The sequence below is a fragment of the Oceanobacillus oncorhynchi genome (genome assembly GCF_000821065.1).
GTDB lineage: Bacteria > Bacillota > Bacilli > Bacillales > Amphibacillaceae > Oceanobacillus > Oceanobacillus oncorhynchi.
The window spans coordinates 4,452,926-4,476,390 of record NZ_CDGG01000001.1; the positions used below are offsets into that span (position 1 = coordinate 4,452,926).

At 39.4% G+C, this 23,465-nt stretch carries 23 protein-coding genes and 1 riboswitch; of the genes, 9 read left to right on the plus strand and 14 right to left on the minus strand.

The annotated features are described in order from the left end of the window. Window positions 1-102: 102 nt before the first annotated feature. Both BN997_RS21335 and ytrI read left to right on the plus strand, forming a co-directional pair. Complete coding sequence (locus BN997_RS21335) at window positions 103-435, plus strand: sporulation membrane protein YtrH (protein ID WP_042535354.1); 333 nt, start codon at window positions 103-105, stop codon at window positions 433-435. After that, window positions 435-938 carry a sporulation membrane protein YtrI gene (ytrI, locus tag BN997_RS21340; RefSeq protein ID WP_042535356.1) on the plus strand — a complete coding sequence of 168 codons (504 nt, stop codon included), beginning with the start codon at window positions 435-437 and terminating at the stop codon, window positions 936-938. The genes BN997_RS21335 and ytrI overlap by 1 nt, the downstream gene beginning before the upstream one ends. A gap of 134 nt (window positions 939-1,072) precedes the next feature. On the opposite strand, the gene BN997_RS21345 is transcribed toward ytrI, so the two are convergent. Next, window positions 1,073-2,017: a DHH family phosphoesterase gene (locus BN997_RS21345; RefSeq protein WP_042535357.1), complete on the minus strand. Its 945-nt coding sequence runs from the start codon at window positions 2,015-2,017 to the stop codon at window positions 1,073-1,075. Window positions 2,018-2,133: 116 nt separating this feature from the next. Here BN997_RS21345 and BN997_RS21350 point away from each other — a divergent pair, with 116 nt between their 5' ends. Further along, the gene (locus BN997_RS21350; protein WP_042535359.1) at window positions 2,134-2,427 is read left to right on the plus strand and encodes a YtpI family protein; all 294 of its coding nucleotides are present in this window, start codon (window positions 2,134-2,136) and stop codon (window positions 2,425-2,427) included. A 102-nt stretch (window positions 2,428-2,529) separates the two neighbouring features. On the opposite strand, the gene BN997_RS21355 is transcribed toward BN997_RS21350, so the two are convergent. The 4 genes from BN997_RS21355 to BN997_RS21370 all read right to left on the minus strand — a co-directional run bounded on the left by BN997_RS21355 (window position 2,530) and on the right by BN997_RS21370 (window position 5,707). Beyond that, window positions 2,530-3,837: a DRTGG domain-containing protein gene (locus BN997_RS21355; protein ID WP_042535362.1), complete on the minus strand. Its 1,308-nt coding sequence runs from the start codon at window positions 3,835-3,837 to the stop codon at window positions 2,530-2,532. A gap of 72 nt (window positions 3,838-3,909) precedes the next feature. After that, the gene (locus BN997_RS21360; RefSeq protein WP_042535365.1) at window positions 3,910-4,137 is read right to left on the minus strand and encodes a hypothetical protein; all 228 of its coding nucleotides are present in this window, start codon (window positions 4,135-4,137) and stop codon (window positions 3,910-3,912) included. Between the two features lie 122 nt (window positions 4,138-4,259). Next, a complete protein-coding gene (locus BN997_RS21365) occupies window positions 4,260-4,946 on the minus strand; it encodes a metal-dependent hydrolase (protein ID WP_042535366.1) in 687 nt (228 codons plus the stop codon). 92 nt (window positions 4,947-5,038) lie between these two features. Further along, the gene (locus BN997_RS21370; RefSeq protein WP_042535367.1) at window positions 5,039-5,707 is read right to left on the minus strand and encodes a PspA/IM30 family protein; all 669 of its coding nucleotides are present in this window, start codon (window positions 5,705-5,707) and stop codon (window positions 5,039-5,041) included. A gap of 186 nt (window positions 5,708-5,893) precedes the next feature. Between BN997_RS21370 and BN997_RS21375 the strand changes: the two genes are divergently transcribed. Next, the gene (locus tag BN997_RS21375; RefSeq protein ID WP_042535368.1) at window positions 5,894-6,991 is read left to right on the plus strand and encodes a M24 family metallopeptidase; all 1,098 of its coding nucleotides are present in this window, start codon (window positions 5,894-5,896) and stop codon (window positions 6,989-6,991) included. Window positions 6,992-7,205: 214 nt separating this feature from the next. Continuing rightward, window positions 7,206-7,637 carry a universal stress protein gene (locus BN997_RS21380; RefSeq protein WP_042535369.1) on the plus strand — a complete coding sequence of 144 codons (432 nt, stop codon included), beginning with the start codon at window positions 7,206-7,208 and terminating at the stop codon, window positions 7,635-7,637. A gap of 101 nt (window positions 7,638-7,738) precedes the next feature. Here the strand turns inward: BN997_RS21380 and BN997_RS21385 are convergent, their stop codons facing one another. After that, window positions 7,739-8,923 (minus strand): acetate kinase, encoded by a 1,185-nt coding sequence (locus tag BN997_RS21385; RefSeq protein ID WP_042535370.1) that lies wholly within the window; start codon window positions 8,921-8,923, stop codon window positions 7,739-7,741. 21 nt (window positions 8,924-8,944) lie between these two features. After that, a complete protein-coding gene (locus tag BN997_RS21390; protein WP_042535371.1) occupies window positions 8,945-9,937 on the minus strand; it encodes a class I SAM-dependent methyltransferase in 993 nt (330 codons plus the stop codon). A gap of 182 nt (window positions 9,938-10,119) precedes the next feature. Then, window positions 10,120-10,223, plus strand: a riboswitch (purine riboswitch). Between the two features lie 155 nt (window positions 10,224-10,378). Here BN997_RS21390 and BN997_RS21395 point away from each other — a divergent pair. The 3 genes from BN997_RS21395 to BN997_RS22800 all read left to right on the plus strand — a co-directional run bounded on the left by BN997_RS21395 (window position 10,379) and on the right by BN997_RS22800 (window position 15,156). Further along, window positions 10,379-11,695, plus strand: a complete 1,317-nt coding sequence (locus BN997_RS21395) for an NCS2 family permease (protein WP_042535372.1) — start codon at window positions 10,379-10,381, stop codon at window positions 11,693-11,695. A 21-nt stretch (window positions 11,696-11,716) separates the two neighbouring features. After that, window positions 11,717-13,492 (plus strand): adenine deaminase, encoded by a 1,776-nt coding sequence (gene ade / locus BN997_RS21400; RefSeq protein WP_042535374.1) that lies wholly within the window; start codon window positions 11,717-11,719, stop codon window positions 13,490-13,492. A 96-nt stretch (window positions 13,493-13,588) separates the two neighbouring features. Continuing rightward, window positions 13,589-15,156 (plus strand): IS3 family transposase gene (locus BN997_RS22800; protein WP_374705763.1). Its coding sequence is split into 2 segments (ribosomal slippage): window positions 13,589-14,234 and window positions 14,234-15,156, totalling 1,569 coding nucleotides; the frame shifts between segments, so codons are not numbered across the junction. 64 nt (window positions 15,157-15,220) lie between these two features. On the opposite strand, the gene tpx is transcribed toward BN997_RS22800, so the two are convergent. The 3 genes from tpx to BN997_RS21425 form a co-directional block, all read right to left on the minus strand. Then, the gene (tpx, locus tag BN997_RS21415; RefSeq protein WP_042535376.1) at window positions 15,221-15,721 is read right to left on the minus strand and encodes a thiol peroxidase; all 501 of its coding nucleotides are present in this window, start codon (window positions 15,719-15,721) and stop codon (window positions 15,221-15,223) included. Between the two features lie 92 nt (window positions 15,722-15,813). After that, on the minus strand, window positions 15,814-16,329 hold the full coding sequence (gene ytfJ / locus BN997_RS21420; protein WP_042535378.1) for a GerW family sporulation protein: 516 nt from the start codon (window positions 16,327-16,329) through the stop codon (window positions 15,814-15,816). Continuing rightward, window positions 16,326-16,886 carry a DUF2953 domain-containing protein gene (locus tag BN997_RS21425; RefSeq protein ID WP_042535380.1) on the minus strand — a complete coding sequence of 187 codons (561 nt, stop codon included), beginning with the start codon at window positions 16,884-16,886 and terminating at the stop codon, window positions 16,326-16,328. Before BN997_RS21425 ends, ytfJ begins: the two co-directional genes overlap by 4 nt. 271 nt (window positions 16,887-17,157) lie before the next feature. On the opposite strand from BN997_RS21425, the gene BN997_RS21430 reads away from it, so the two are divergent. Continuing rightward, entirely contained in the window at window positions 17,158-17,955 is a 798-nt protein-coding gene (locus BN997_RS21430; protein ID WP_042535382.1) for an NAD kinase, read from the plus strand. A gap of 161 nt (window positions 17,956-18,116) precedes the next feature. Here BN997_RS21430 and BN997_RS21435 read toward each other — a convergent pair whose 3' ends face one another. The 4 genes from BN997_RS21435 to ezrA all read right to left on the minus strand — a co-directional run bounded on the left by BN997_RS21435 (window position 18,117) and on the right by ezrA (window position 23,362). Beyond that, entirely contained in the window at window positions 18,117-18,314 is a 198-nt protein-coding gene (locus tag BN997_RS21435) for an alpha/beta-type small acid-soluble spore protein (protein WP_040979745.1), read from the minus strand. A gap of 845 nt (window positions 18,315-19,159) precedes the next feature. Next, window positions 19,160-20,362 (minus strand): tRNA uracil 4-sulfurtransferase ThiI, encoded by a 1,203-nt coding sequence (gene thiI / locus BN997_RS21440; protein WP_042535385.1) that lies wholly within the window; start codon window positions 20,360-20,362, stop codon window positions 19,160-19,162. A gap of 5 nt (window positions 20,363-20,367) precedes the next feature. Next, window positions 20,368-21,510, minus strand: coding sequence for a cysteine desulfurase family protein (locus BN997_RS21445; RefSeq protein ID WP_042535386.1), 1,143 nt, complete (start codon window positions 21,508-21,510; stop codon window positions 20,368-20,370). A gap of 157 nt (window positions 21,511-21,667) precedes the next feature. Next, window positions 21,668-23,362: a septation ring formation regulator EzrA gene (gene ezrA / locus BN997_RS21450; protein WP_042535388.1), complete on the minus strand. Its 1,695-nt coding sequence runs from the start codon at window positions 23,360-23,362 to the stop codon at window positions 21,668-21,670. Between the last annotated feature and the right edge of the window lie 103 nt (window positions 23,363-23,465).

Sequence of the window (23,465 nt, forward strand, 5' to 3'; positions counted from 1 at the left end):
TTTCATAACTTGTCTGTTTCATTCATAAGCTAGAATATAGCAACCTCCAATTATAAGGATTGCCAATTAGCAGACAAGCTATCATGCGAGGAGTGTCACAGTATGGAGGAAAGATTTTTTGCAGCATTTATTCATTGTTTTTTTATTGCGTTAGGAGTCATCATCGGAGGATCGATTATAGGAAGCATAGGTGATTTCGCCACCGGAGATGCTGCCCTGACCTCTATGAATCGAATCGCAGAACGCTTAAGAATATGGGGGATTGTCGCTGCAATCGGAGGCACCTTTGACGCAATCGCCAACTTTGAAAGAGGGTTATTCGACGGAACTCCAATGGATTTAGTAAAACAGATCCTGTTGATTCTATCTGCAATGGGCGGAGTAAAGGTTGGCCTGATTATTATTCAATGGTTTTCACAAGGAGATGCTCCCTGATGCACATCCCGCATTATCATAAAAAAACAAGCTGGCAGCTCATTTTTGTCGGTTTCTTTTTCGGCAGCATTATTTCCTATATGGTCTTCACCTATATGTACGGAACCATGTATGAAGAAATGTTAAAAGAGAATATGGAGCTGTCGAATGAGGTAACCGAGCTGGAGCAAACAAATCAGACCCTGCTGAAGGATAAAGAAGATTTAAGCGAGCAGACCAAACAGCCGCTCACCATCTCAAGAATCGACATTGAGATAGAAGACCCGGAATCGATGCGTATCGATTTATTAATGCAGGATCAGCTGCGGGCTTTGATTCGCGAAGAAATCAACCACGTCATCGGAGAGGAAGTAGAGCTTGTATCACGTTCAGATAAGCTATTAATCGCAACAATCGAAAATAAAGCCTTCACTCTTGATGGCATGAGCTACCAATTCCGTGTCCGACAAATTGCATTTGGTTCAGAATTAAGAGTTGTGGTCCTGCCTGAATCCGTAAGATGATAGTATGATTCGTTTCATTATCCACTTTAAATCAATAAGGCTGTTATAACGCAGACAAATTATTTTATCTTGCCTCTCGCATAACAGCCTTAGCTTGGTTTCATATCTCTCCAATTTCAGCAATTACATCTGTTTTAAACTTCGTCCCTGCACACTTTTTCTAAATCAGCTGCTAAATGATTTGCTTCCTCCCAGTTATATACGGTTGCACCAGAAGCCAACGGATGTCCTCCGCCATTATATTTCTTAGCAATTTGATTAATTACAATTCCTTTCGAACGGATACGCACCCGAATTTGGTCAGGCTCTTCAATAAAAAATACCCATGCTTTAATCCCTTTGACATCTGCTACCGTCTGGACAAGCTGGTTTGATTCCTCCACAGTAACATCAAATGCTTTCAATAATTCAGCAGTTAATTTAATGACACACAGCCCATTCTCAGACATCTTAAAATGCTGTAAAATGTGGCCGCTTAACCGCAATACTTTTTCCTCCGCCTCGTATAACCCATCATATATAGCTGTCCGGTCAAAATCATAACGAACTAATTCACCGGCATATTTAAATGTTTTCACAGTTGTACTTGGAAATTTAAATCTTCCTGTGTCCCCAACGATTCCTGCATATAAGAGACGGGCTGCTTCATTATTTAAATTCCAGCCCCGGGGACGCGCTTCCAATGCAAGACCAACAATCATCTCAGAAGTAGAACTGGCATCGGTAGACACCCATTCGATATCTCCATAAGAATCTGTGACCGGATGATGATCGATTTTTATCAGCTGTTTTCCTTTATTATAACGATCATCATCAATCCGCGGCTGGTTTGCTGTATCACAGACAATGACTAAGCTTCCCTGATAAAGCTCGTCTGATAAATCATCCATCTGCGCTAAAAAAGTCAGGGACGGGATATCTTCTCCTGCAGCGTAGACTTCTTTCTCCGGAAAGGAATGTCTAATCAATGCTTTTAACCCCATCTGAGATCCAATTGCATCCGGATCAGGGCGGACATGCCGATGTATAATGATTCTCTCGCTTGCTTCAATCGCTTCAATAATTTTTGTAATTTCCATGACAATCTCCCTTTTTGTTGATGATATAGTTATGATTTTTCCTAGATTAATTGATAAAAAAACGGTACAATAAACGTAGCATTAAACAATATGTAATTAGGAGCGGAGCATTTAAAATGGTTATCTTTCCAATAATAATTATAATTTCAGCTGTCTTTTATATCTATTATAAAGTAGCAATCCTCAAAGAGAAAAATACGTTAACACAAAAATACTTTAATGGCCGGGCGAGATCCAGCCTGGGAGCATTTTTAATCGCTTTTTCCATTAATCAATACTCCCTTTATCTGACACAGCTCAGCTTGTTTATCGGCCTTGTTATCTTTGCATTAGGATTAATGCAATTGATTCGTGGATTCAAAGAAGCACGGCACTATCAAAAAGAGTGGAGAAGATTGCATCCAAACTAGGTAAAATAGAAGCACAGCTTTCAAATCAGATCGTTACAAACAACTGGAATTATCGTATTCCAGTTGTTTTTTTCGTCTTCAAAAGAAAAATCAATTACGCTGTTACCGATTGATCAGCTGCGCCATAATCAATGACCGTCCGACAGTAGTTTGTCCATGCATTACTTCTACATCTATCTTTGCATATAAACGGCCGACATCTAAAAGTGTTGGCTTAAGAAGTAAAATACTGTCGATTGGTACCGGCTTGCTGAAATAAACCGTAATATTCTCAATCGAAATTTCTGCTTTCTTCTCTATTTTCATCATTTTTTCACTTGCTTCTGTGATGAGAGCTGTAAATACACCATGTGATAATGTTCCTAAATGGTTTGTCATTTGCGGAATAACATGCGCTTCAAACAACCCTTCCTCACTCGGATTCTGCGACATATTGTTAGCAACAATATCTTCAATTGTTTCTCCGACCTGCGGCTGTCTCTGGATCTGCTGCATGGCTTTTAATACGTCCTGCCTGGAAACAACGCCTTTTAATACATGCGAACTATCCACCACAGGAACGAGCTCGATACCTTCCCAGACCATCATATGTGCAACCGAGGCTAAAGATGTTTTTTCCTGAACAACTAACGGCTTCCGGCTCATGATACGATCAATAAATGTAGTTTGGTCTTTCCCGACGATATCTCTCGAAGAAACCATTCCTACTACTTTCATACGGTCGTCCACAACCGGAAATCGTGTGTGCGAGGAAACTTCATTATTAATATACCAATCCTTCACCTGCTGTTTCGCCGCTAAATAATAAGAGGACTCAAACGGTGTTGAAATATCTCCTACAAAAATAATTTCCTTTTTAATCAATTGATCATAAATCGCGCGGTTAATCATAGCCGCAACTGTAAACGTATCATAGCTTGTCGAAATAATAGGCAATTTTTTTTCATTGGCAAGCTGTTTTATAGAATCATCCGTATCGAAGCCTCCTGTAATCAGGACAGCTGCTCCCGCTTCTAAAGCAAGCTTATGCGCTTCAAAACGGTTTCCGACAATCAGCAGCGAATCAGCTTGCGTATAGCGCATCATGGCATTTAACTGCATGGCGCCAATCACAAATTTACTGAGTGTTTTATGAAGCCCGTCTCTGCCTCCAAGTACTTGTCCATCAATGATATTAACAATCTCAGCAAACGTCAGCTCTTCAAAATTATCTTTCTTTTTCTTCTCGATCCGAATCGTTCCTACACGTTCAATCGTACTTACGATTCCTTGATTTTCTGCTTCCTTAATCGCCCGGTAAGCAGTCCCATCACTCACATTTAAATCTTTCGCAATTTGACGGACAGATATCTTGCTTCCAACTGGCAATGATAAAATATGCTGTAAAATCTGTTCATGCTTGGTCGCCATCTGCCATCACCCTCTTTCAACTGTACTATATAAAACATATTAGTCTTATTATACAATTGATACAGGAGAAACTCAATGGCTGCGCAGTTTCTTCTTATTTATCCCCTCCTGTTCCATAACCGGGGGCCGGGACATTTTTAATAGTGTTGCAAGATTTGCGCCGATAAATACAAAGGCAAATAATAACCAGCACCCCCAAAAGAGGAATTCTAAAGAGCTGGAAGACTGCGGAACCATCGGCCATGCAATATAGATAAAAAAGCAAACTAATAATAACCTTAGAATAATATTTGTTTTCAAGGCTGGCATCCTCCTTTTTTATAATTGTATGAGCGAGGATGATTTCTATGCAGCAGAAAACCACAGAATATAATCTATCTCTGTGGTTTTCTAGCAAAATATATACTTTTTGAACACGCACGTTAAGAAGTTAAATCGATTGTTTCTCCAACTTTCATTGCGCGGGCATTACCAGCCTTCACTTTAGATGCCCAATCTTCCGGATCCTGAACAATCGGCGGAAAGGTATTATAATGCACAGGAACAACTGTCTTGGCATTTACCCATTCAGCTGCAAGCAGTGCATCACTTGGCCCCATCGTAAAATTATCACCGATTGGAATAAAGGCAATATCAATATCATTTAATTCACCGTACATTTTTAAATCTGTAAACAATGCCGTATCTCCTAAGTGATACATTGTCTTTCCATTTACTGTAAGAAGTATTCCTGCAGGCATTCCTCCGTAAATGACTGTTCCATCCTCTTCTTCATAGGATGAGCCGTGAAAAGCTTGCGTAAGCTGCACTTTCCCAAATTCAAATTCACGGGAACCGCCGATATGCATTGGATGTGCCTCCACACCTTTTGATGCTATATAATCGGCAAGTTCTTTCGGCGCTACAACCAAGGCATCGTTATTTTTAGCTATTTCCACTGTATCTCCGACATGATCATTATGAGCATGTGTCAGCAAAATAACGTCAGCCTTTTCCGTACTCGGATCTAAATCACATGCTTCATTTCCATTGATAAACGGGTCAATAATGATGCGATGCTTTCCTGTATCTACTTTTACTACAGAATGTCCATGAAAAGATACTTTCACTGAAAATCTCTCCTTTGACGATTTGGATTATTATTTTGATTTCGTAGTGTGTCTTCCCGCTATCAGGTATTTCTATGCATCTTTTTCAGCAATTATTTATTAAATTTCTTTTTCAAAGCAGCTAATTCATCATCTACCCCATTATTATTTTCAAGCTCTTTGAATTCATCATCCAGCGTACGCGCACTTTCATTTAAATCTTCTGAGGTTTCTGCTTCCGCTTCGTATTGCAGTACTTTTTCTTCCATTCTTTCAAATCCTTGACGAGATTGATCGCTGCCGATAGAAGACATTGTACGGTTCATTTTCGTTCTTGTTTTCGCAGATTCTGCACGTGCCTTTAAGGAGTCTTTTTTCAATTTCATTTCTTGGTATTCTTTTTTCATTTCAGATAGTTTTTCTTTCAGGATTCGGACATCCTCATCCGCGCGCTCCCAAGAAGCTTGTAGAGACTCATACGATTTCTCCTGATGTCTTTTATCTTCTAATGCTTTTCTCGCTAATTCTTCATTATCTGCTTCTACTGCTTTTTCAGCCTGTTCCTGGCGCTTTTCCACCATCGCTTTCGCATCATTCGCTTTGCGCTTCAGCATTTTTTCATTGGCCATTTGTTTTGCTACAGCAGCTTCAACCTCTTCAATATCCTTGCCCATATCCCGCAAGTACTGATCTAACATCTTGACCGGATCTTCCGCCTTATCAATCATTGCATTCAGTTCTGAACTGACAATTGTTTTCATTCGATTAAAAAATTGAAACATACAAATCCTCCTCTTGGAATAAGTAATAGTAATGTACGGTCCGTGTACAGTATGAAATACGATTGATTTCGCAAAAAGTTTCATTTTTATCGGATTTTTTCTTTCTATCTGCTATAATTTTTTTAGAGCATACTATTTATTCATGTCAAACAGCAGTAATACTAATCAACTAGGAGGCAAAAAATAATGTCAGACAGAATTAACCATTTATTTGCCGAGCTAAAAAAACAGCAAGCGGACAGTTGTTTTATCAGCTCCAAAGCAAATGTATATTATTTAAGCGGATACTATACTGATCCGCATGAAAGAGTTATCGGAATCCTTGTTATGGACGGAATCGACCCGATATTTCTATTACCTAAAATGGAAGAAGATGATGCAAGAAATGCCGGATGGGAGCATTTGATTGTAAGCTATTATGACCATGAAAATCCTTGGCATTCCTTACAGGCGTTCTTAAAGAAACAAGAAAAAGAACCAGCTGTCATGGCAGTGGAAAAAGACCATCTGACGCTTTACCGTTATAACCAGCTTCAAGAAATCTTCCCGGATGCGGCCTATATAGATGCCACGCCAGTTATCCAAAATCTGCGTTTAATTAAAACCAAAAAAGAGCATGATTTATTACGGACAGCCGCTGAATTAGCAGATTTAGGTGTTAAAACTGGTGTGGAAGCCTTAAAAGAAGGTGTCTCCGAACTAGAGGTAGTTGCGACCATTGAGCACACCTTAAAAAAACAGGGTATACGCGAGATGTCCTTTCAGACCATGGCTTTATTCGGTTCAAAAACAGCCTCCCCTCACGGAAATCCTGATAAAACGCAGTTAGAGAAAAATAGTTTCGTTCTCTTCGATTTAGGAGTTATTTATCAAGGTTATTGCTCTGATATTACAAGGACTGTTGCCTTTGGTAATATCTCAGATGAACAGAAACAGATATATGACACGGTGTTGGAAGCACAAGAAAGAGCGATAGATGCAAGCAGAACCGGCACTGCAGTCGGCGAATTAGATAAAATCGCAAGAAATTATATTACAGAGCAAGGATACGGTGACTATTTCACACACCGGCTTGGGCATGGATTGGGAATTGAAACACACGAATATCCTTCCATGCATAGCGACAACACGCTTCCTATTGAACCGGGAATGTGCTTTACAATTGAGCCGGGGATTTATGTTCCAAATATTGGCGGCGTAAGAATTGAAGATATGTTATTCACAACGAATTACATGCCTTTAGAACTGACAAAATATCCAAAAACATTACAAATTATTTCTTAGTTTTTTCAATTACCAAAACCCCGGTTTGCAAAAGACCAGGGTTTTTTATTCATTCTGAAATTATTTCAAGCTCGACTGTCAAGCATTTTTCGAATTTTAGAATCATTTCATTTGCTTTTTTGACTTTTTTTCGAAATGTTATGTAATTTACATTTATTCGTTTGTAACGCTTACAAATCAGGTATATAATAATAGTAGAAAGGGGAGATGAATCATGATGGAATATAAAAATATTGTTGTCGCAGTAGATGGATCGAAAGCAGCTGAAAAGGCTTTTACTAAGTCGCTCGCTGTTGCTAAACGAAATAATGCTCGATTGATTCTTGCTCATGTCGTGGACTCTCGTAATTTCTCAACAGCTGAAGCGTATGACCGTTCTTTATCCGAAAGAGCAGAGACGTATGCGAAAGAATTATTGGATGATTACGTCAAACAGGCTGAAGCTGCCGGATTAACAGATATTGTCCGCTGCATTGAATATGGGTCTCCTAAAGTCAAAATTGCTAAAGAAATAGCGGCTAATTTTGAAGCTGATTTAATCATGTGCGGGGCAACCGGGATGAATGCTGTAGAGCGCTTCTTAATTGGAAGTGTATCTGAAAGCATTACGAGATATGCCAGCTGCGACGTGCTTGTTACGCGCTAGAACTTTTTAAGAATCTTTTTATTTTCCTATTAAAAATGTATTGAAAAAGCCTTTTTACTCGATAAGCTTCATGAGTAAAAAGGCTTTTTGGGCTGTATATGTTATTGACTTAAACGAACGGTATCCCGGGCAATCATTACTTCTTCATTTGTCGGAATGACCATTACTTTTACTGGAGAATGCGGGTAGTTGATGAATTGTTCTTTCCCGCGAACATCATTTAGTTTTGGGTCCCAATAAATGCCCATGAATTCTAAACCGGTAAGAATTTTTTCACGTATAGCAATGCTATTTTCCCCTACACCTGCAGTGAATATAATTGCATCCACGCCATTCATTTTAGCAGCATACGATCCAATATACTTATGAATACGCCCAGCAAACACATTTAATGCAAGCTCAGCTCGTTCATTCGTATCTGCTTCATCCTGAATATCACGTAAATCACTAGAGAACCCAGATAATGCCAGCATTCCACTTTCTTTATTTAATACATGCAATACCTCGTCAACTGTTTTCCCAGTACGCTGCATAATATAAGGAATCAAGGCAGGGTCAATATTTCCAGATCTTGTCCCCATGGTTACTCCGGCTAGCGGTGTAAAGCCCATTGAAGTATCCATTGATTTCCCATCTTTAATTGCTGTAACACTGGCGCCATTACCAATATGGCAAGAAATTAAACGAAGACTTTCCAACGGTCTTCCTAAAAGCTCCGCCGCACGCTCAGAAACATATTTATGAGAAGTTCCGTGGAATCCATATTTACGAATTCCATAGTCTTCATAATAGTTTCTTGGCAAGCTATATAAATAAGAAGATGCCGGCATAGACTGATGGAACGCTGTATCAAATACTGCCACCATTGGAACATCTGGAAGAATTTCTTTAAAAGCATTGATTCCAGTCAAGTTAGCAGGGTTATGCAAAGGAGCCAGTTCAGATACTTCCTCAATTTTTTGAATTGCTTCATCATCTAATAAAACCGAATCAGAGAAATACTCTCCTCCATGAACAACACGGTGTCCTACCGCATCAATCTCATCAAATGATTGAATAATTCCTTGAGAAATTAAAGCATCTAATAACATTTTTACTGCTACACTATGATCTGGAATATCTGTAACTGTTTTTTCTTCTTCTCCATTTGCTTCCATTTTAAAAACAGATTCTGGTAATCCGATTCTTTCTACTAGGCCGATTGCCGCTACTTCCTCTTCAGGCATTTTTATCAATTGAAATTTTAAAGATGAACTCCCCGCATTAATTGCTAATACATTACTCATTTTCATTCCACTCCTATATTTTCATTTAATCCTATTTGGATAGGATGTAAACCATTCATTGATTTGTTTGATAATATCTGCCATTGCTTGCGCATTCTTAAATGAAGGCAATTGTACAAGTAACGGCTGCTTCGGTTCTTTTGTACCATACCCTTTTTTCTGCAGGATTAATACACTTTTCGCCTGATTTTTTGACTTGAAAGATGTTTCCGGCAAGCGGATGACTCCGACAATATGTGCAGTTTCCTGGAAAAACGCATGCAGCTTGTCCGATTGATCACTGTCAAATAAAAATTCCGGGATAACACCGATAAAAAAGCCGCCCTCTTTTAAATATTTCAAACTCTGCTCTATAAATAAATGATGTGCGTAAGAATTTCCTTTATCAGCCTTTAATTGATATTCTTCCGCTGTCACATCATCTGGATAATACCCTACTGGAAGATCTGTGACAACCATATCTACAGGCTCTATCAGGAAAGGCCGTAAACTGTCTTGATGATAAAAGCTGATTTCTTTTTTCTGCAAATTGGCATTTAACACAGCCAGCTCTATCAACGCGGGATCGACTTCAGAAGCATATGCTTTAAAAGGATTTTCCAATTGATTCAAGACGATGGTAAGCAGATTAGCTGTCCCGCCAGCCGGGTCAAAAAGACTTATTTGCCCTTTTTTATCAATCAGCTTATTTGTCAGGTAGCTGATTAAAAAGCCGACTGTATCAGGCGTCATTAAATGCTGCTGTTGCGAAGCCCCTTTCATCCCTTTTAAAATAGACAGGCTTAACGCTTTTCGATACGTTTCTGCATCAAATTCTTCTTCATTAACTGTTTGAACCGGTTTTGAAACCTTGTGCTTTGTAACATCGTCTAACTCATCTTGAGCTCCATCATCTAAGATGATATTTAAAGCGATAATCAAACTTTCCAGATAGGTTTCATTTTTTGCATTTTGTATGATTTCAGTAACTTCATCTATAGATTTAAATAATTTCTCAACATTTGATTGCTCCATGGCATGTCCTCCTATCCAAGCTGACAACTTTCTATTTTAACAATACTTGAGACAGATGTAAAAGGAATTTCTCTTACATATTCTTATATGTTAGCAGTTTACCCAGAAAACACGAACAATAAATCTATTTTTCCTCAAAACGTTCATTTTTTATGTTGATATTTCAACCACTGTCTGCTATAGTAACTTAAGTGTATTTAACTCGTATATTCTCAGTAATATGGTCTGAGCGTTTCTACCTGGTTCCCGTCAAAGAACCGGACTACGTAGTTAAAGTCTATGTTAACTATAGCATTTATTTGGGTTTTGAATTGGTACAATTCTGTTACACATAACTTTAACTTACAAAGTTCGGAAATACAGGGATATCCTGTTTTTTCCGAACTTTGTTTATTTTACGAGACACATCCAACAATTCATTTAGAAGGAGATCGTCATCTTATGAAGTTTTCTAACAAACTTAATCAATTCTTTCATTTAACGGAAAACAAAACAGATACACGAACAGAATTGACAGCAGGATTAACTGTGTTTATGACCATGCTATACGTTCTTATCATTGTTCCTGGAATGCTGGAGGAAGCGGGGATGCCTGTAGGGCCTATTACTGTTTCCGTCATCCTGATGACAGGAATAGTCACTATACTAATGGGGTTATACAGTAACCGTCCGTTTGCCCTTGCTCCCGGCCTGGGCTCTGTTGCTTTTTTAGCAGTCACTTTGGTTCTCGCTGAAGGAATTCCTTGGCAAACCGCGATGGGTATGGTATTTATCTCAGGTATCCTATTCGTATTATTTACCATCTTCGGTTTAAGAAAATTGATAGTTCGCCTTATTCCGCCGGCAATCAAATTGTCTATTGGTGCAGGTGTCGGTTTATTTATTGCACTCATCGGTTTTCGAAATGCGGGGCTGGTGGTTGCTGATGAGGGTGCAAATTCTCTGCAATTAGGCGATGTCAGCTCCCCCAGTGCTATACTCGCTTTAATTGGATTTCTCATTATGAGTGTTCTTTTAGCACGAAATGTGCGCGGACATTTATTAATCGGAATTGCGCTTGTAACCATTATTGGTATTCCAATGGGAGTAACTCAGCTTCCTGAATCCATATTTTCATTACCTGAAAGTCCGGGACCAGTATTATTTCAATTAAATATCATGGATGCATTAAAAATGGCATATTTCCCATTTATGCTGGCCTTTTTCGTACCGGACTTCTTCTCCAGCCTCGGCACCATGCTGGGTGTTGCTGGAAAAGGGAACATGCTGGACAAGAATGGAAACCTGCCGAATATTGATAAGCCTTTCTTAGTGGATGCAGGCGGTACCACCTTGGGCTCCTTCTTCTCTGTCCCTGTCATGACAACCTATGTGGAATCTGCAGCTGGCGTCGAAGCAGGCGGCCGTACTGGATTAACTGCTGTTTCTACAGGAATTTTATTTTTAGCAACCTTATTCGTTACGCCGATTATTATGATTATTCCTACAGAAGCAACAGCTCCAGCCTTGATTTTAGTTGGGTTAACCATGCTTTCTTCTGTTAAAAACATTGATTTCACAGAAGTTACGGAATCATTGCCGGCATTTATTACCATCGTAATCACCATTTTCACTTTTAATTTCGGAAACGGAATTTCTGCCGGTATTATTATGTATGTTGTTGTAAAAAGCTTGTCTGGCCGGATAAAAGAAGTTCATCCGGGACTGTTTGTTCTTGTTATCCCATTGATTATTTATTTTATAACCTTAGCAGAATAAAGCAACACAAGGAGGAAAAAAATGATGAAATATAGTCGCAACCAAATCGTAGCTGCAGCACGCGGAGATATCAAAATGGATTTAGTTATCCGGAATGCACAGCTGGTTAACGTATTTACTGCAGAAGTATATCCTGCCGATATCGGCATAAAAGAAAATCGTTTTAGTGCAATTGCTGCGTATGAAAATGGCAAACCTTCCTTTCCTATCGAGGGTGAAAAAGAAATCGATGCAAAAGGAAAATATGCCATTCCAGGATTGATTGACTGTCATGTGCATATCGAAAGCACAATGGTTACACCAGACATGTTTGCCCGCGAAGTTTTACGTCATGGCACCACAACAGCAGTTATCGACCCGCATGAAATCGGAAATGTCCTTGGAAAAGAAGGTGTGGAATACATGGCAGCCGCCAGCAGAAATCTGCCCGTACAATTCTTACTTACCATTCCTTCTTGCGTACCAGCGGTCCCAGGTGTGGAGACAGCTGGGGCAGCATTTGGTCCGGTAGATATTAATGAACTATTAGACTTGCCGGAAGCAGTCGGTGTTGCTGAAGTCATGGATTATGTCGGTGTCATTAACCAAGATGATCGAATGGCAGGCATTGTGGAAGCTGGTCTGCAAAAAAATAAGCTGAACGAAGGCCATCTGCCAAGAGTATCAGGAAAAGATTTGCACGCCTACCTTGCTGCTGGAGTAAATACAGATCATGAAAGCCGTAAATCAGATGAAATTATTGAGAAATTAAGGGCTGGCATGCTGATCTATATCCGGGAATCCAGTGTCAGCCAATTTGCTGACATTGCTGCAGAAGCATGGAAGGTTCTTCCTTACGCTTCCAATATTGCCATGTGTACAGATGATGTGGAACCTAGTGATATGCTGAAAAACGGACAAATGAGCCGGGTCGTCCGCCGCTGTATTGAAGAAGGAATTCCCGCACCATTAGCAATTCGCTATGCAAGTTTAAATGGTGCGGTCCGTTTCGGATTGAGAGATCAGGGAGCGATTGCCTCCGGCTATATCGCCAGCTTCTCCCTTGTCAACTCCCTTGATGAGATGGATATCAACGATGTATTTGTCGAAGGAAAACAATTGGTGGAGGAGAAGCATTTAACAGAAACCCTATCCAGTGAAGTACCGCCACTAACAAAAAATACAGTTTCCATCCCTGTATTAACAGAAGAAGATTTTCAAATTACTTCACCCGTACAGAACGGAAAAGTAAGAATCAATACGATGGAGATGCTTCCAATCGGTACTACACAGAAAAGAACGGTGGAACTGGAAGCTGTAAATGGGGTTATTTCATCTCTCCCAGAGGATTGCCTATATGTTTCAGTAACTGGAAGACATGGGCAAGGTAGAAAACCATTTGTAGGTATATTGAAAAATGCTGGATTAAAAGAAGGAGCTTATGCTACTACGATTGCGCATGACAGCCATAACCTTGTCGTTGTTGGAAAAAATACAAAGGATATGCTTCTAGCTGCCAAGCAATTAGAAGCTTCCGGCGGCGGACTTTGCCTTGTATCTAATCAAGAAGTCAAAGCACAAGTTAACTTGCCGATTGCCGGATTAATGGCAGCGGAACCTGTGGAAGAGCTTGCACCAAAAATTGATTCCTTTAATCAAACAGCAGATTCCATGGGAGTAAAGGTTGGCAGACGCTCTCCTTCGATGGCATTATCTTCTTTAACCTTAACTGTCATCCCTGAAGTACGAATTACTGATTTAGGATTATTGGATGTAGCAACACAAAAGATGATTCCATTATTTGAATCCGTAGAATAACCAATAAAAAAAGCATGGTCCCAAGCTGATATGCTCCCTTTATAGTAGACAGAGAAATAATAAAAATTCTCTCCTACTAGGAAGGGAGTATTTTTAATGTCTAAAAGAATAACCAAACATACGCTAGAAGAACGTATGGAGATTGTACAAAAGGTGACGGAAGAAAAGAAACCGATTAGTGCTATCGCAAGAAAATATGAAATGTATGAAAATACGGTGAAAGAATGGGTTCGTAAATATAAAAGTAATGGGATAGATGGATTGAAGGAGTCAAGGAATTGGAAACAGTACCCAGAGGAATTAAAAAGACAGGCTGTAGCGTTCTATCTTGAACAAGAAAATAGCCTCAAGGTAACATGTGAACAATTTAATATTTCGTCCACTTCCGTTTTACGTCGTTGGATAAAGCTTTATACTAGTGGTAAAGCAATAAAATCCACTAGTAAAGGAAGCGTTAAAATGAGCGAAGGACGTAAAACCACATTCAAAGAACGGATAGAGATTGTCCAATATGCGATTGCCAATGATTCCAATTATCATCAAGCAGCGGAGAAGTATAAAGTTTCCTATCAACAGGTTTATAGCTGGGTTCGTAAATATGAGAAAGACGGAGAGCAGGCTCTTCAGGACCGCCGCGGGAAGACATTAGAAACTAAGCCAAATCTAACGGAAGAAGAAAAATTAAAGCTTCGGATTAAGGAATTAGAACACCGTAATCAATATTTGGAGGCAGAAGCTGGTCTCTTAAAAAAGTTAGAGGAAATCGAAAGGAGAGGATCGAACGATTAAGGAAACAAGTCCCGGCATTTGAAGCCATTCATGCCTATCATGAAGAAACAGGCACGCCGATTCAATTACTATGCGATATTTTAAAGGTGTCCCGCTCTGGATATTATAAGTGGCTGCATCACATACCAGGCGAACAAGAAGACGAAAATGCATGGCTAATCAAGAAAATCCAAATGATTTTTAAACAGTACGGAGGAATCTATGGCTATCGGCGAATCAGAATGGTGATTGATCGCAAATACGGAAAACGATATAATCTGAAGCGCATTCGTCGTTTGATGATTTTATTAGGCTTAAAATCATTTATCCGTCGTTCGAATGGATATTCTACCAAAACAAGCTACGTCAACATTGAGGAGAATATTTTGAACCGGGAATTTACGGCAGACAAGCCAAATCAGAAATGGGTAACGGATATCACACATTTAAAATACAGCTTGAGTCATAAAGCTTATTTAAGCGTCATTAAAGACCTTTATGATGGTTCGATTGTTGCCTATAAGGTTGGTTATTATAACAATAATGAGCTGGTTATGGAAACCATTAAAGCAGCACTGGAAGCAAATCCAGGTGCCACGCCTTTACTGCATAGTGATCGGGGTTCGCAATATACATCGAGGGAATATCGTTTGGTGACAACAAAAGCCGAGATTACACGCAGCATGTCCCGTGTTGGGAAATGTATTGATAATGCGCCTGTAGAAAGCTTTTTTGGCCATTTTAAAAGTGAATCTTATGATTTAAAACGATATAAGAGCTTTGAAGAATTAGTAGAGGATATTGATCGATATATCCAATTTTATAATAAAGAACGTTACCAGGAGAAATTAAACAGCCTGACACCGTTGGAATATCGGGACCAGGCTGTTGCATAGAGTTTTTGTTTTTTTACTGTCTACTTGACGGGGCACAGTTCAAGCGGAAACCATGCTTTTTTTATTATTTTGATTTTAAATGTTCCAATACCGCATCATAATCCGGATGGTCTGATACTTCTGAAACGTATTCCACATAAGTAATTTTGTTATTTTCGTCCACAACGAAAATGGAACGGGCTAATAAACGAAGCTCTTCAATAAGCACACCATACTTCTCGCCGAAATCTGCGGAGCGATGATCAGATAATGTTTCTACGTTTTCAATCCCATTTGCACCGCACCAGCGTTTTTGAGCAAATGGCAAATCCATGCTGATTGTAAGTACCGATACATTATCCAGGCTGGCTGCTTCCTCATTAAAACGACGAGTCTGCTCGGAACATACACCAGTATCTAAAGAAGGCACAACACTGATTAGTTTCACCTTTCCTTCGTAATCAGCTAATGTTTTCTCAGATAAATCATTTGCAAGTACCGTAAAGTCAGGAGCATTGTTCCCTGCTTTTTGTTCTTCTCCTAATAATGTAACGGGTTCTTGTTTAAATGTAGTTTGTTTTGGCATGATATTTCTCCTCCCCATCTTTACTATTATCATTCAATTCCTATTATGGGGCTTGTTATACAAACTGTCCAATTATAGCTATTGTAGACAATCTATATTTCAAAACGGGTAAGAATCGATTCTAATTCTCCCTTTTCCTTTTCAGGCTCCTTCTCTGAAGTTTTTACCCGTTCTTTTTCATCTTTTTTATGATGATGCTGCTCTACTTTCTTTTCGCCACTTTTTTCTTTTTTCAGCATATTTGATCGCTGCAGCAGCTCTGGCAGTAAATCAATTAATTTTTCATACAGATGTGTATGCTGATCCATATGAACCAAATCCATCTTTCCTTCTTTTAATACGAGAAAAGCAACCGGTGTAATCGATACTCCTCCCCCGCTTCCGCCGCCAAATGGAATTTCGTGCTCTTCCACATCATCTGCCTTTAATTCTGACGGCATAAATTCGCTTCCGCCCGCCGCAAAACCAAAACCAACCTTGGAAACAGGAATAATCACAGTCCCATCGGGTGCTTTTAAAGGCTCTCCTACAATTGTATTTACCTCAACCATCTTTTGTATATTTTTCATTGCGCTAGACATCAAACCTTCTATTGGATGTTCTGTCATTTTCTTACCTCCTTTATTTTCAATACACGCATGATTCCTAGAATAGTTTTTCCTAAGCGGAAGGAAATCATACACGAAAAAGCAGTCTCAAGACGGGCACTTTGAAAATCCGGCTGAACATTAATTTGCGGTTTCCCGCAAAGCTGAAGGTGCTGTGAAAGGTAACCGACCAGCCACCCTTTTACAGCCCACATTGTCCCGCTGGTGATAGAAGTAGTAAAGGCATTCCCTGTTCCTCCTTTGGTCTGCCATTTAAATTCAAGCACCTGCAATTCCTTTAATAAAGCTTGTAATCGTATTTCTTTTAAAACATGAAGCTTTTTCTCCCGCAACAGCTTATAAAAATGGATAAATCCTTTTTCCATCTCTGCCTGGTTTGATATACGTAAATTCTTCTGCCTGATCACACACCATTTATAAAGATAGACAGAAATCTGTGCATCACGCATTTCCGGAAATTGATATTTAATTTTAATAATCCATTTACTTTGCAGGAAAAAAGCGATGAAAAAAACTATTCCTGCGATAAGAATTAAAATAATGTATAAACTATCCATAATCAGCGCTCCTGAATGTGTATTTTCAATTGGTTCCCTTTCCTATACCATTCACTATCTGTTCATATTCTAAAGAGAAATACCAGCTAGAAAATGTTATGATAAAGATAGAAAATGCTTATTTCTAAAGGAGGATGGTGCTCTTGCACTTCCTTTTGAAATAAAAAGCAGCTCATCCGTTCCTGTCTGACAACATGACGGCTCTATATCATGGATAGAGCAGACTGACAGAAGCGTACAGTGCCACTATATTTTGTTTGGAGGTTATTATATGCAGAATCGAAATAACATTTTCTTTTATTACCACCCTCGACAGGAAGGCGAAAAAACAAATCACCTGAAATCGCTGGCGGAACAAAATGGTTTGAATGTCGTGAACGAATCTAAAGATGCGTCTATTATTGTCAGTATTGGCGGAGATGGCACCTTTTTGCAGGCAGTTCGCCGCACCGGTTTCCGCCAGGATTGCATCTATACAGGTATCGCGGATGGGGATCAAATTGGATTATACTGTGATTTTAGTATAACCAGATTTGAAGAAATGATTGATGCGGTCACAAATAATAAAATAGAAGTCCGCCGTTTTCCAACAATTAAAGTGAGTGTGAATGGAGAAAAAGCTTTTTATTGCTTAAATGAAGTATCTCTGCGCTCCAGTATTATTAAAACGATTGTTATCGATGTTAAAATAGACGATGAACATTTTGAAACATTCCGGGGTGACGGCATGGTAGTATCTACTCCTACAGGTAGTACAGGCTACTCCAAATCAGCTCACGGGGCAGTTATCGACCCGTTACTGTCAAGCTTTCAAGTTTCTGAAGTCGCCTCTTTAAATAATAATAATTATCGTACATTAGGATCCTCTTTTATATTAAATCAGAATAGAAGACTGCAGCTGGAAGTCATTCAAGACGGCAATGATTATCCAATTATCAGTCTCGATAATGAAGCATGGCCTGTACAGCGCATTCGTCATGTAGACATCGAAATGGACAACACCGTTATAAAAACCGTCAGAATGTCAAACAACACTTTCTGGAATCGTATACAACGTACTTTTTTATAAAACGTAACTTCACTCAGCTGCAGTTCCAGGGGAAATTCTCCTTAATAAAATAATTCAAAACCTGCCGCGCACTGCACTAATAAGCTGCGGCAGGTTTTTTATCAGATCCAAATATAAAGGCTGCCCCCGCATCAGCGGAGGCAGCCAGCCAATCATGTTATTTATTTAGTTCCACCAAATTGTTGCTCAGCCATTGTTACTAATCTTTTCGTAATTTCTCCACCAACAGATCCGTTAGCACGAGAAGTTGAGTCAGGACCAAGTTGAACACCAAATTCCTGAGCAATTTCGTATTTCATTTGATCAAGTGCTTGTTGCACTCCTGGAACAACTAATTGATTTGAGTTATTGTTTGCCATGTTGTTCACCTCCTTGGTAACTATAGATTGCACCAAGCAGGGGAGAAACATGCATTTGTTTTTATGGTAATTTTTTCTTGTGCATGTCCTTTTTATATTACTCAACTTTCGCACATTAAAAAGTAACTTTATCTCTATAGAAACAGGAGTTGATTGTTCCTTGGATAACTTCCTTGACAAAGAATAGAAGGTGAAGTGTAAAGCACCGCTGCGGAAAAACACTACGCTTTCCATGGGCTTGCGCTCAGCCTCCTCAAAAAAAGAAGTTCGCTTTTTTCTGCGGGGTCTTCCCACTGGGACTGCGATTACTCGCCCCGCAGAAGACCATTGCGCTTTCCCATAGGAGTCTCCGTGTTTTTCCTCCGCTAGTAGGATATTCTATACATGGAAAACACCTCACCAAATAGATGTTTAATCAGATAGAACATATTTTTCATGCTGTATGGTAAAATGTTCGACCAAGATTCCTTTCTGTACATCGAAGCTATCCTCTTTATTTCATATCCATGCTGTTATGATTGGGTTGTTCAGACGAAAGCTGCTATTTCATCCAACTCATTGAGATGTTATTTCTTTCATTCACTGCAGAATCCTATCAGAGCACAGGCCAACCACGCAGACTCCTAAGTGGTTTGCAGGCTAAGCCCGTGACTCCTGTCACAACGCCTGCACTTGCACGTCCTGGGACTACGATTACTCGTCCCATCGAAAACATTTGTACGTCGGAAAGCGGAGTGGTTGGCCGGATATTTCACTAAAATGCAAGCATGGTAATGGAGAACATGTTCCTCCTGGAATAGCAAGATATATTTGCTTATTCTTAGGTGCGAAAGTTGAGATATTACTTAGAAAAGGTCTGTAAAATCCTCATTAAACAAGGTCTTCTCGGTTACTTTTATGGTTTCTATTCCCTCTATCGCTTCTTCAATGGACGGAGTAAAATCGTATTTCGATTCATAGAAATTCACTTTATCCCGCTTCGGCTTTGTTTTTGGAGATTTCGGCACAAAGATTGTACAGCAATCTTCATACGGTAATATCGATGTTTCATATGTGCCGATATCCTGCGCAATTCGAATAACCTCATCTTTATCCATCGCAATCAATGGGCGGATAATAGGGTAATTGGTCACTTCATTAATGGTGTGCATGCTGTCCATGGTTTGACTTGCCACCTGCCCAAGATTCTCTCCTGTAGTCAAGGATAAGATTCCTTCGCGCTTGCAAAGCTCCTCACTGACACGAAACATCACACGGCGCATAATAGTCATCGCATAATCATTCGGCATCTCTCTAAAAATTTCCTGCTGTAATTTGGTAAATGGAACAATATGCACTTTGATTGATTTCCCATATGTCGTCAACTGCTTCGCTAAATCCAGCACCTTCTGCTTCGCGCGTTCACTGGTGAATGGCGGAGAATGAAAATGAATTGCTTCTAAATGTACGCCTCTTTTCATTGCTAACAATCCGGCCACCGGGCTGTCAATTCCTCCTGAAAGCAGCAGCAGCGACTTTCCTGAAGTTCCGACTGGCAATCCGCCCCGGCACTTGATGGTTCCGCTCGTAATATAGGTTGCTTCCTTACGTATCTCTACTTTAATTTCCAAATCAGGGTCATGTACATCTACGGTAATATCCTCCGTATTCGTTAATAAATGACTGCCCAGGATATGATTCATTTCTCCCGAATGCTTTGGGAAATCTTTTTTTGTTCGGCGAACGCTCATTTTAAATGTTTTCGCATTCGGCTCCCGCTTTAATGCATAGAGAGCCGCTTCTTTTATCTCTTCCACATCGTTTTCTACACGAATTGCCAGACTTAAGCTATGAATGCCAAAAACGTTTTGTAGTTTTTCAATGATTGGCTCCGGCGGATTGCCATTTAGCAGGACAAACATTCTCCCTTGTGTCCGCATTACTTTCACACCATCAAACTCTTTTACCTTCTGGTGTATATTATCATGAAGCTTTAATATAAACTGCTTGGCATTTTTTCCTTTTAATGCTAACTCTCCATAACGAATTAATATATGATCATATTGCATATTATCTACCTCAATACCTCTTTAAATTGTTGAATTGCTTTTTTTAATTCCTCTACAAAAATTGCCGCTTCTGCTTCCGTATTCTCATAAGAAAAGCTTACCCGTAAGCCGGAAGAAGCAACTTCATTTGGTTTTCCGCAGGCAACGAGCACATGGCTTTCTGTTAAATCCCTGGAGGAACAAGCAGATTTTGTTGAAATATATATTTCTTTCTGGCTTAAACTGTGGATAATAACCTCCGGCTTGATTCCAGGAACGGAAAAATGAACAATATGATTCGCACCATCTTCCGGACTGTTAATTTCTACATCCTCCATCTGATGAAGTTCATTTATAAGCTTATCATGCAGCCTTTTTAAAACATTATCCTTTTGACTGCTTTCCTTTTCTTTGATTAACCGCAATGCTTTTACAAAGGAAACAGCGCCTGCTACATTCTCTGTTCCTGAACGAATACCCGATTCTTGACTTCCGCCATGCAAAAGCGGATATAATTTCGCTGTATGATTGACATACAGAAGTCCGGTTCCTTTTAGACCATGAATTTTATGACCGGAAAAGGTACATATATCAATGCCAGAACCCGTAAGTTTCAAAGGAACCTTCCCTAAACCTTGTACGGCATCCACATGAAATAATACTTTCGGATATTTTTTCAAAACAGTCCCAATTTCTTCAACCGGTTGAATCGAACCAATTTCATTATTCACCTGCATCATAGTAACAAGGATGGTATCTTTTCTAATGGCTTTTTCTACATCTGCTGCAGAAACAGTTCCATTTTCTGTCACAGGTAAATAGGTAATTTCAAAGCCCAGTTTTTCCAGACTCCCGCAAGTATCATGAATCGATGGATGCTCTGCTCCAGTGGTAATAATATGTTTGCCGCGTGATTGATGCTCCAGGGCAACTCCTTTGATGGCAGTATTATTTCCTTCTGTCCCTCCAGAGGTAAAGATGATCGTTTCTCTCGGCACATCAATTAAATCCGCTGCCTGCTGTCTGGCTGCCTCCAGCAGCTTTTCAACTTGTCCCCCTAAAGGATGTATGGATGAGGGGTTGGCAAAGTAGTTAGCGGACACTTTTGTAAAACTATCTACGACTTCTGAATGCGGCTTCGTCGTCGCACTATTATCAAAATATATCATATTTGCACCTTCTTACATTAAATCTTTTTGCATAAACAAAAATGTAAGGCTGACCTAAGCAATAAGTATTTCATTCTTAGCGACAGCCTTCATCTTATATTTCTTATGTTATCGTAGCGGAAAAATCTAAGGAACTTACCATTTGTTAAAAGTTATTTTAATTGTTTCTTTCCTCTTGATACGTTTCTATTTTCTTTAAAGCACCGGGTTCTACCTCTTCTACTGCATTGGCGGCATGCTCTAAAGAAAGCTCATATTCAAAATTACGGAATAGCCTTTCAGCTTCCTTCAGCTTATGATCCAGCTCTGAATTTTGGCTTCTGTAGCGGTTTGCATATTGAATCACCTGCTCCGTCAAGTAAGCCTGATCCAACATCATATCCACCTGTTCATAAGCTTGATCAATCGAGCTTTTTGCTTCCGTCAATGCGTGCTGTACGCTGCTCATATCCAGAGGGTAGGTTTCTAATGCTTCCATTACTTTATTGTTTTTTTGCAATGCTGTTTCAAAACGCGTCCAAATATAACTTGGCACTCCTGGTATATTACTCTTTTTCAGCTTTCGATTCAACTCTGCAAGCTGGCCGTGCATTTCTTCCAGCTTGTCTCTTGCTTCCAGTTCATCTTTCCGTAAATTTGCGATAGACTTTTTAAACGATTCATGTTCCTCTTCCAGCTCTTCAATCTTCTTAAAGCCTTCTTCAATTCCTTTTTTCAATTCAGAATGAGATTGTTTGTCATCATCTATACTCTGCTCTATTGTTTCTACATGATTTTTCAAAGCCTTGATCGCTTTACCCATGGTTTGGAAACGTTCCATATCATCGTCTTCTACGTGGTAAGCTTTTTGGATTTCTTCAATTTCCAGTGTTGCTGCTTCATACGTAGCACTTATTTGTTTTACTGAATCTTCATACTCCGGAGCTTTCTTCTCTATATAATTTTTAGCAATTGCTTCCCCTTCCAGCGCTTCGTACATTTCTGAAATACGGGTCTCCATTTGCTGAAGCTGCTCTTCAACTTCTGTTATATCTGCTGTTTCCAGCTGAGATTCCAGATTTCTCAATTGTTCCTGATATGTAATAATTTCTTTTTCAAAACCTAAGTGTTTAATCCGGTATCCATTTTCCTTCATCTCTTTCATACCGGCGGAAAGATTTGTTAATTGTGACGGCATATCCTGCTTTACTTGTTTGAGCAAATCAGGGAATAATTCTAATTTATTCTCTACCGTTTGAGTACTTTCCTTTAGCTCTTGAATGCTTTCATCTGCTTTTAAATAATCACCATCATTCACAAATTCATCGTACTGCTCCAGCATCAGTTCCAATGCATCAATTTCTTTATCAAATTCCTTTTCAGCCTTGCCATACTGGTATCTGGATTGGGAAAGCATGCTTCTTAATCCTTTGATTCTAGGCTTTAATTCCTCCGCGCTTTCACGTCCATTTGCCTCTGCACGAAGTAATTCCTCTAACTCTGCAATAATTTCTTTTATTTCTTCTTCTGTTTTCCCCAGATGACTTTCCGCCTCTTTTAAAATCTTGTTTGCTTTCGGCACAAGAAAACGGTCAGCTGCTTCCTCTGCATTCACAAGATATTTTTCTACGTCAGGCAAGGATTTTGTTACGATTTTTTCCCATTCTTCTTTCCAGGCTTCAAATTTCTCTAAGGTCTCTCCAGAAAGATTCAATGCTTTAATCTGCCCAATCTGTTTTGCTACATCTCTATCCGTGATATCTAATTTCCATTTTTCTATATGGTCCACATGATCGTAAACTCGTTTTCTTACAATTAAAGCAACGGTTAAACATACAATAATCGCTAAAATAATCCCTACTACGACAGCCATACTTTGCCTCCCAACCAATAAACCTCTATATAAATATATCAACAATTATAAAAATCACAATAATATATCCTTTATAATATCATGTATTCCGCCCTTTTGGCTA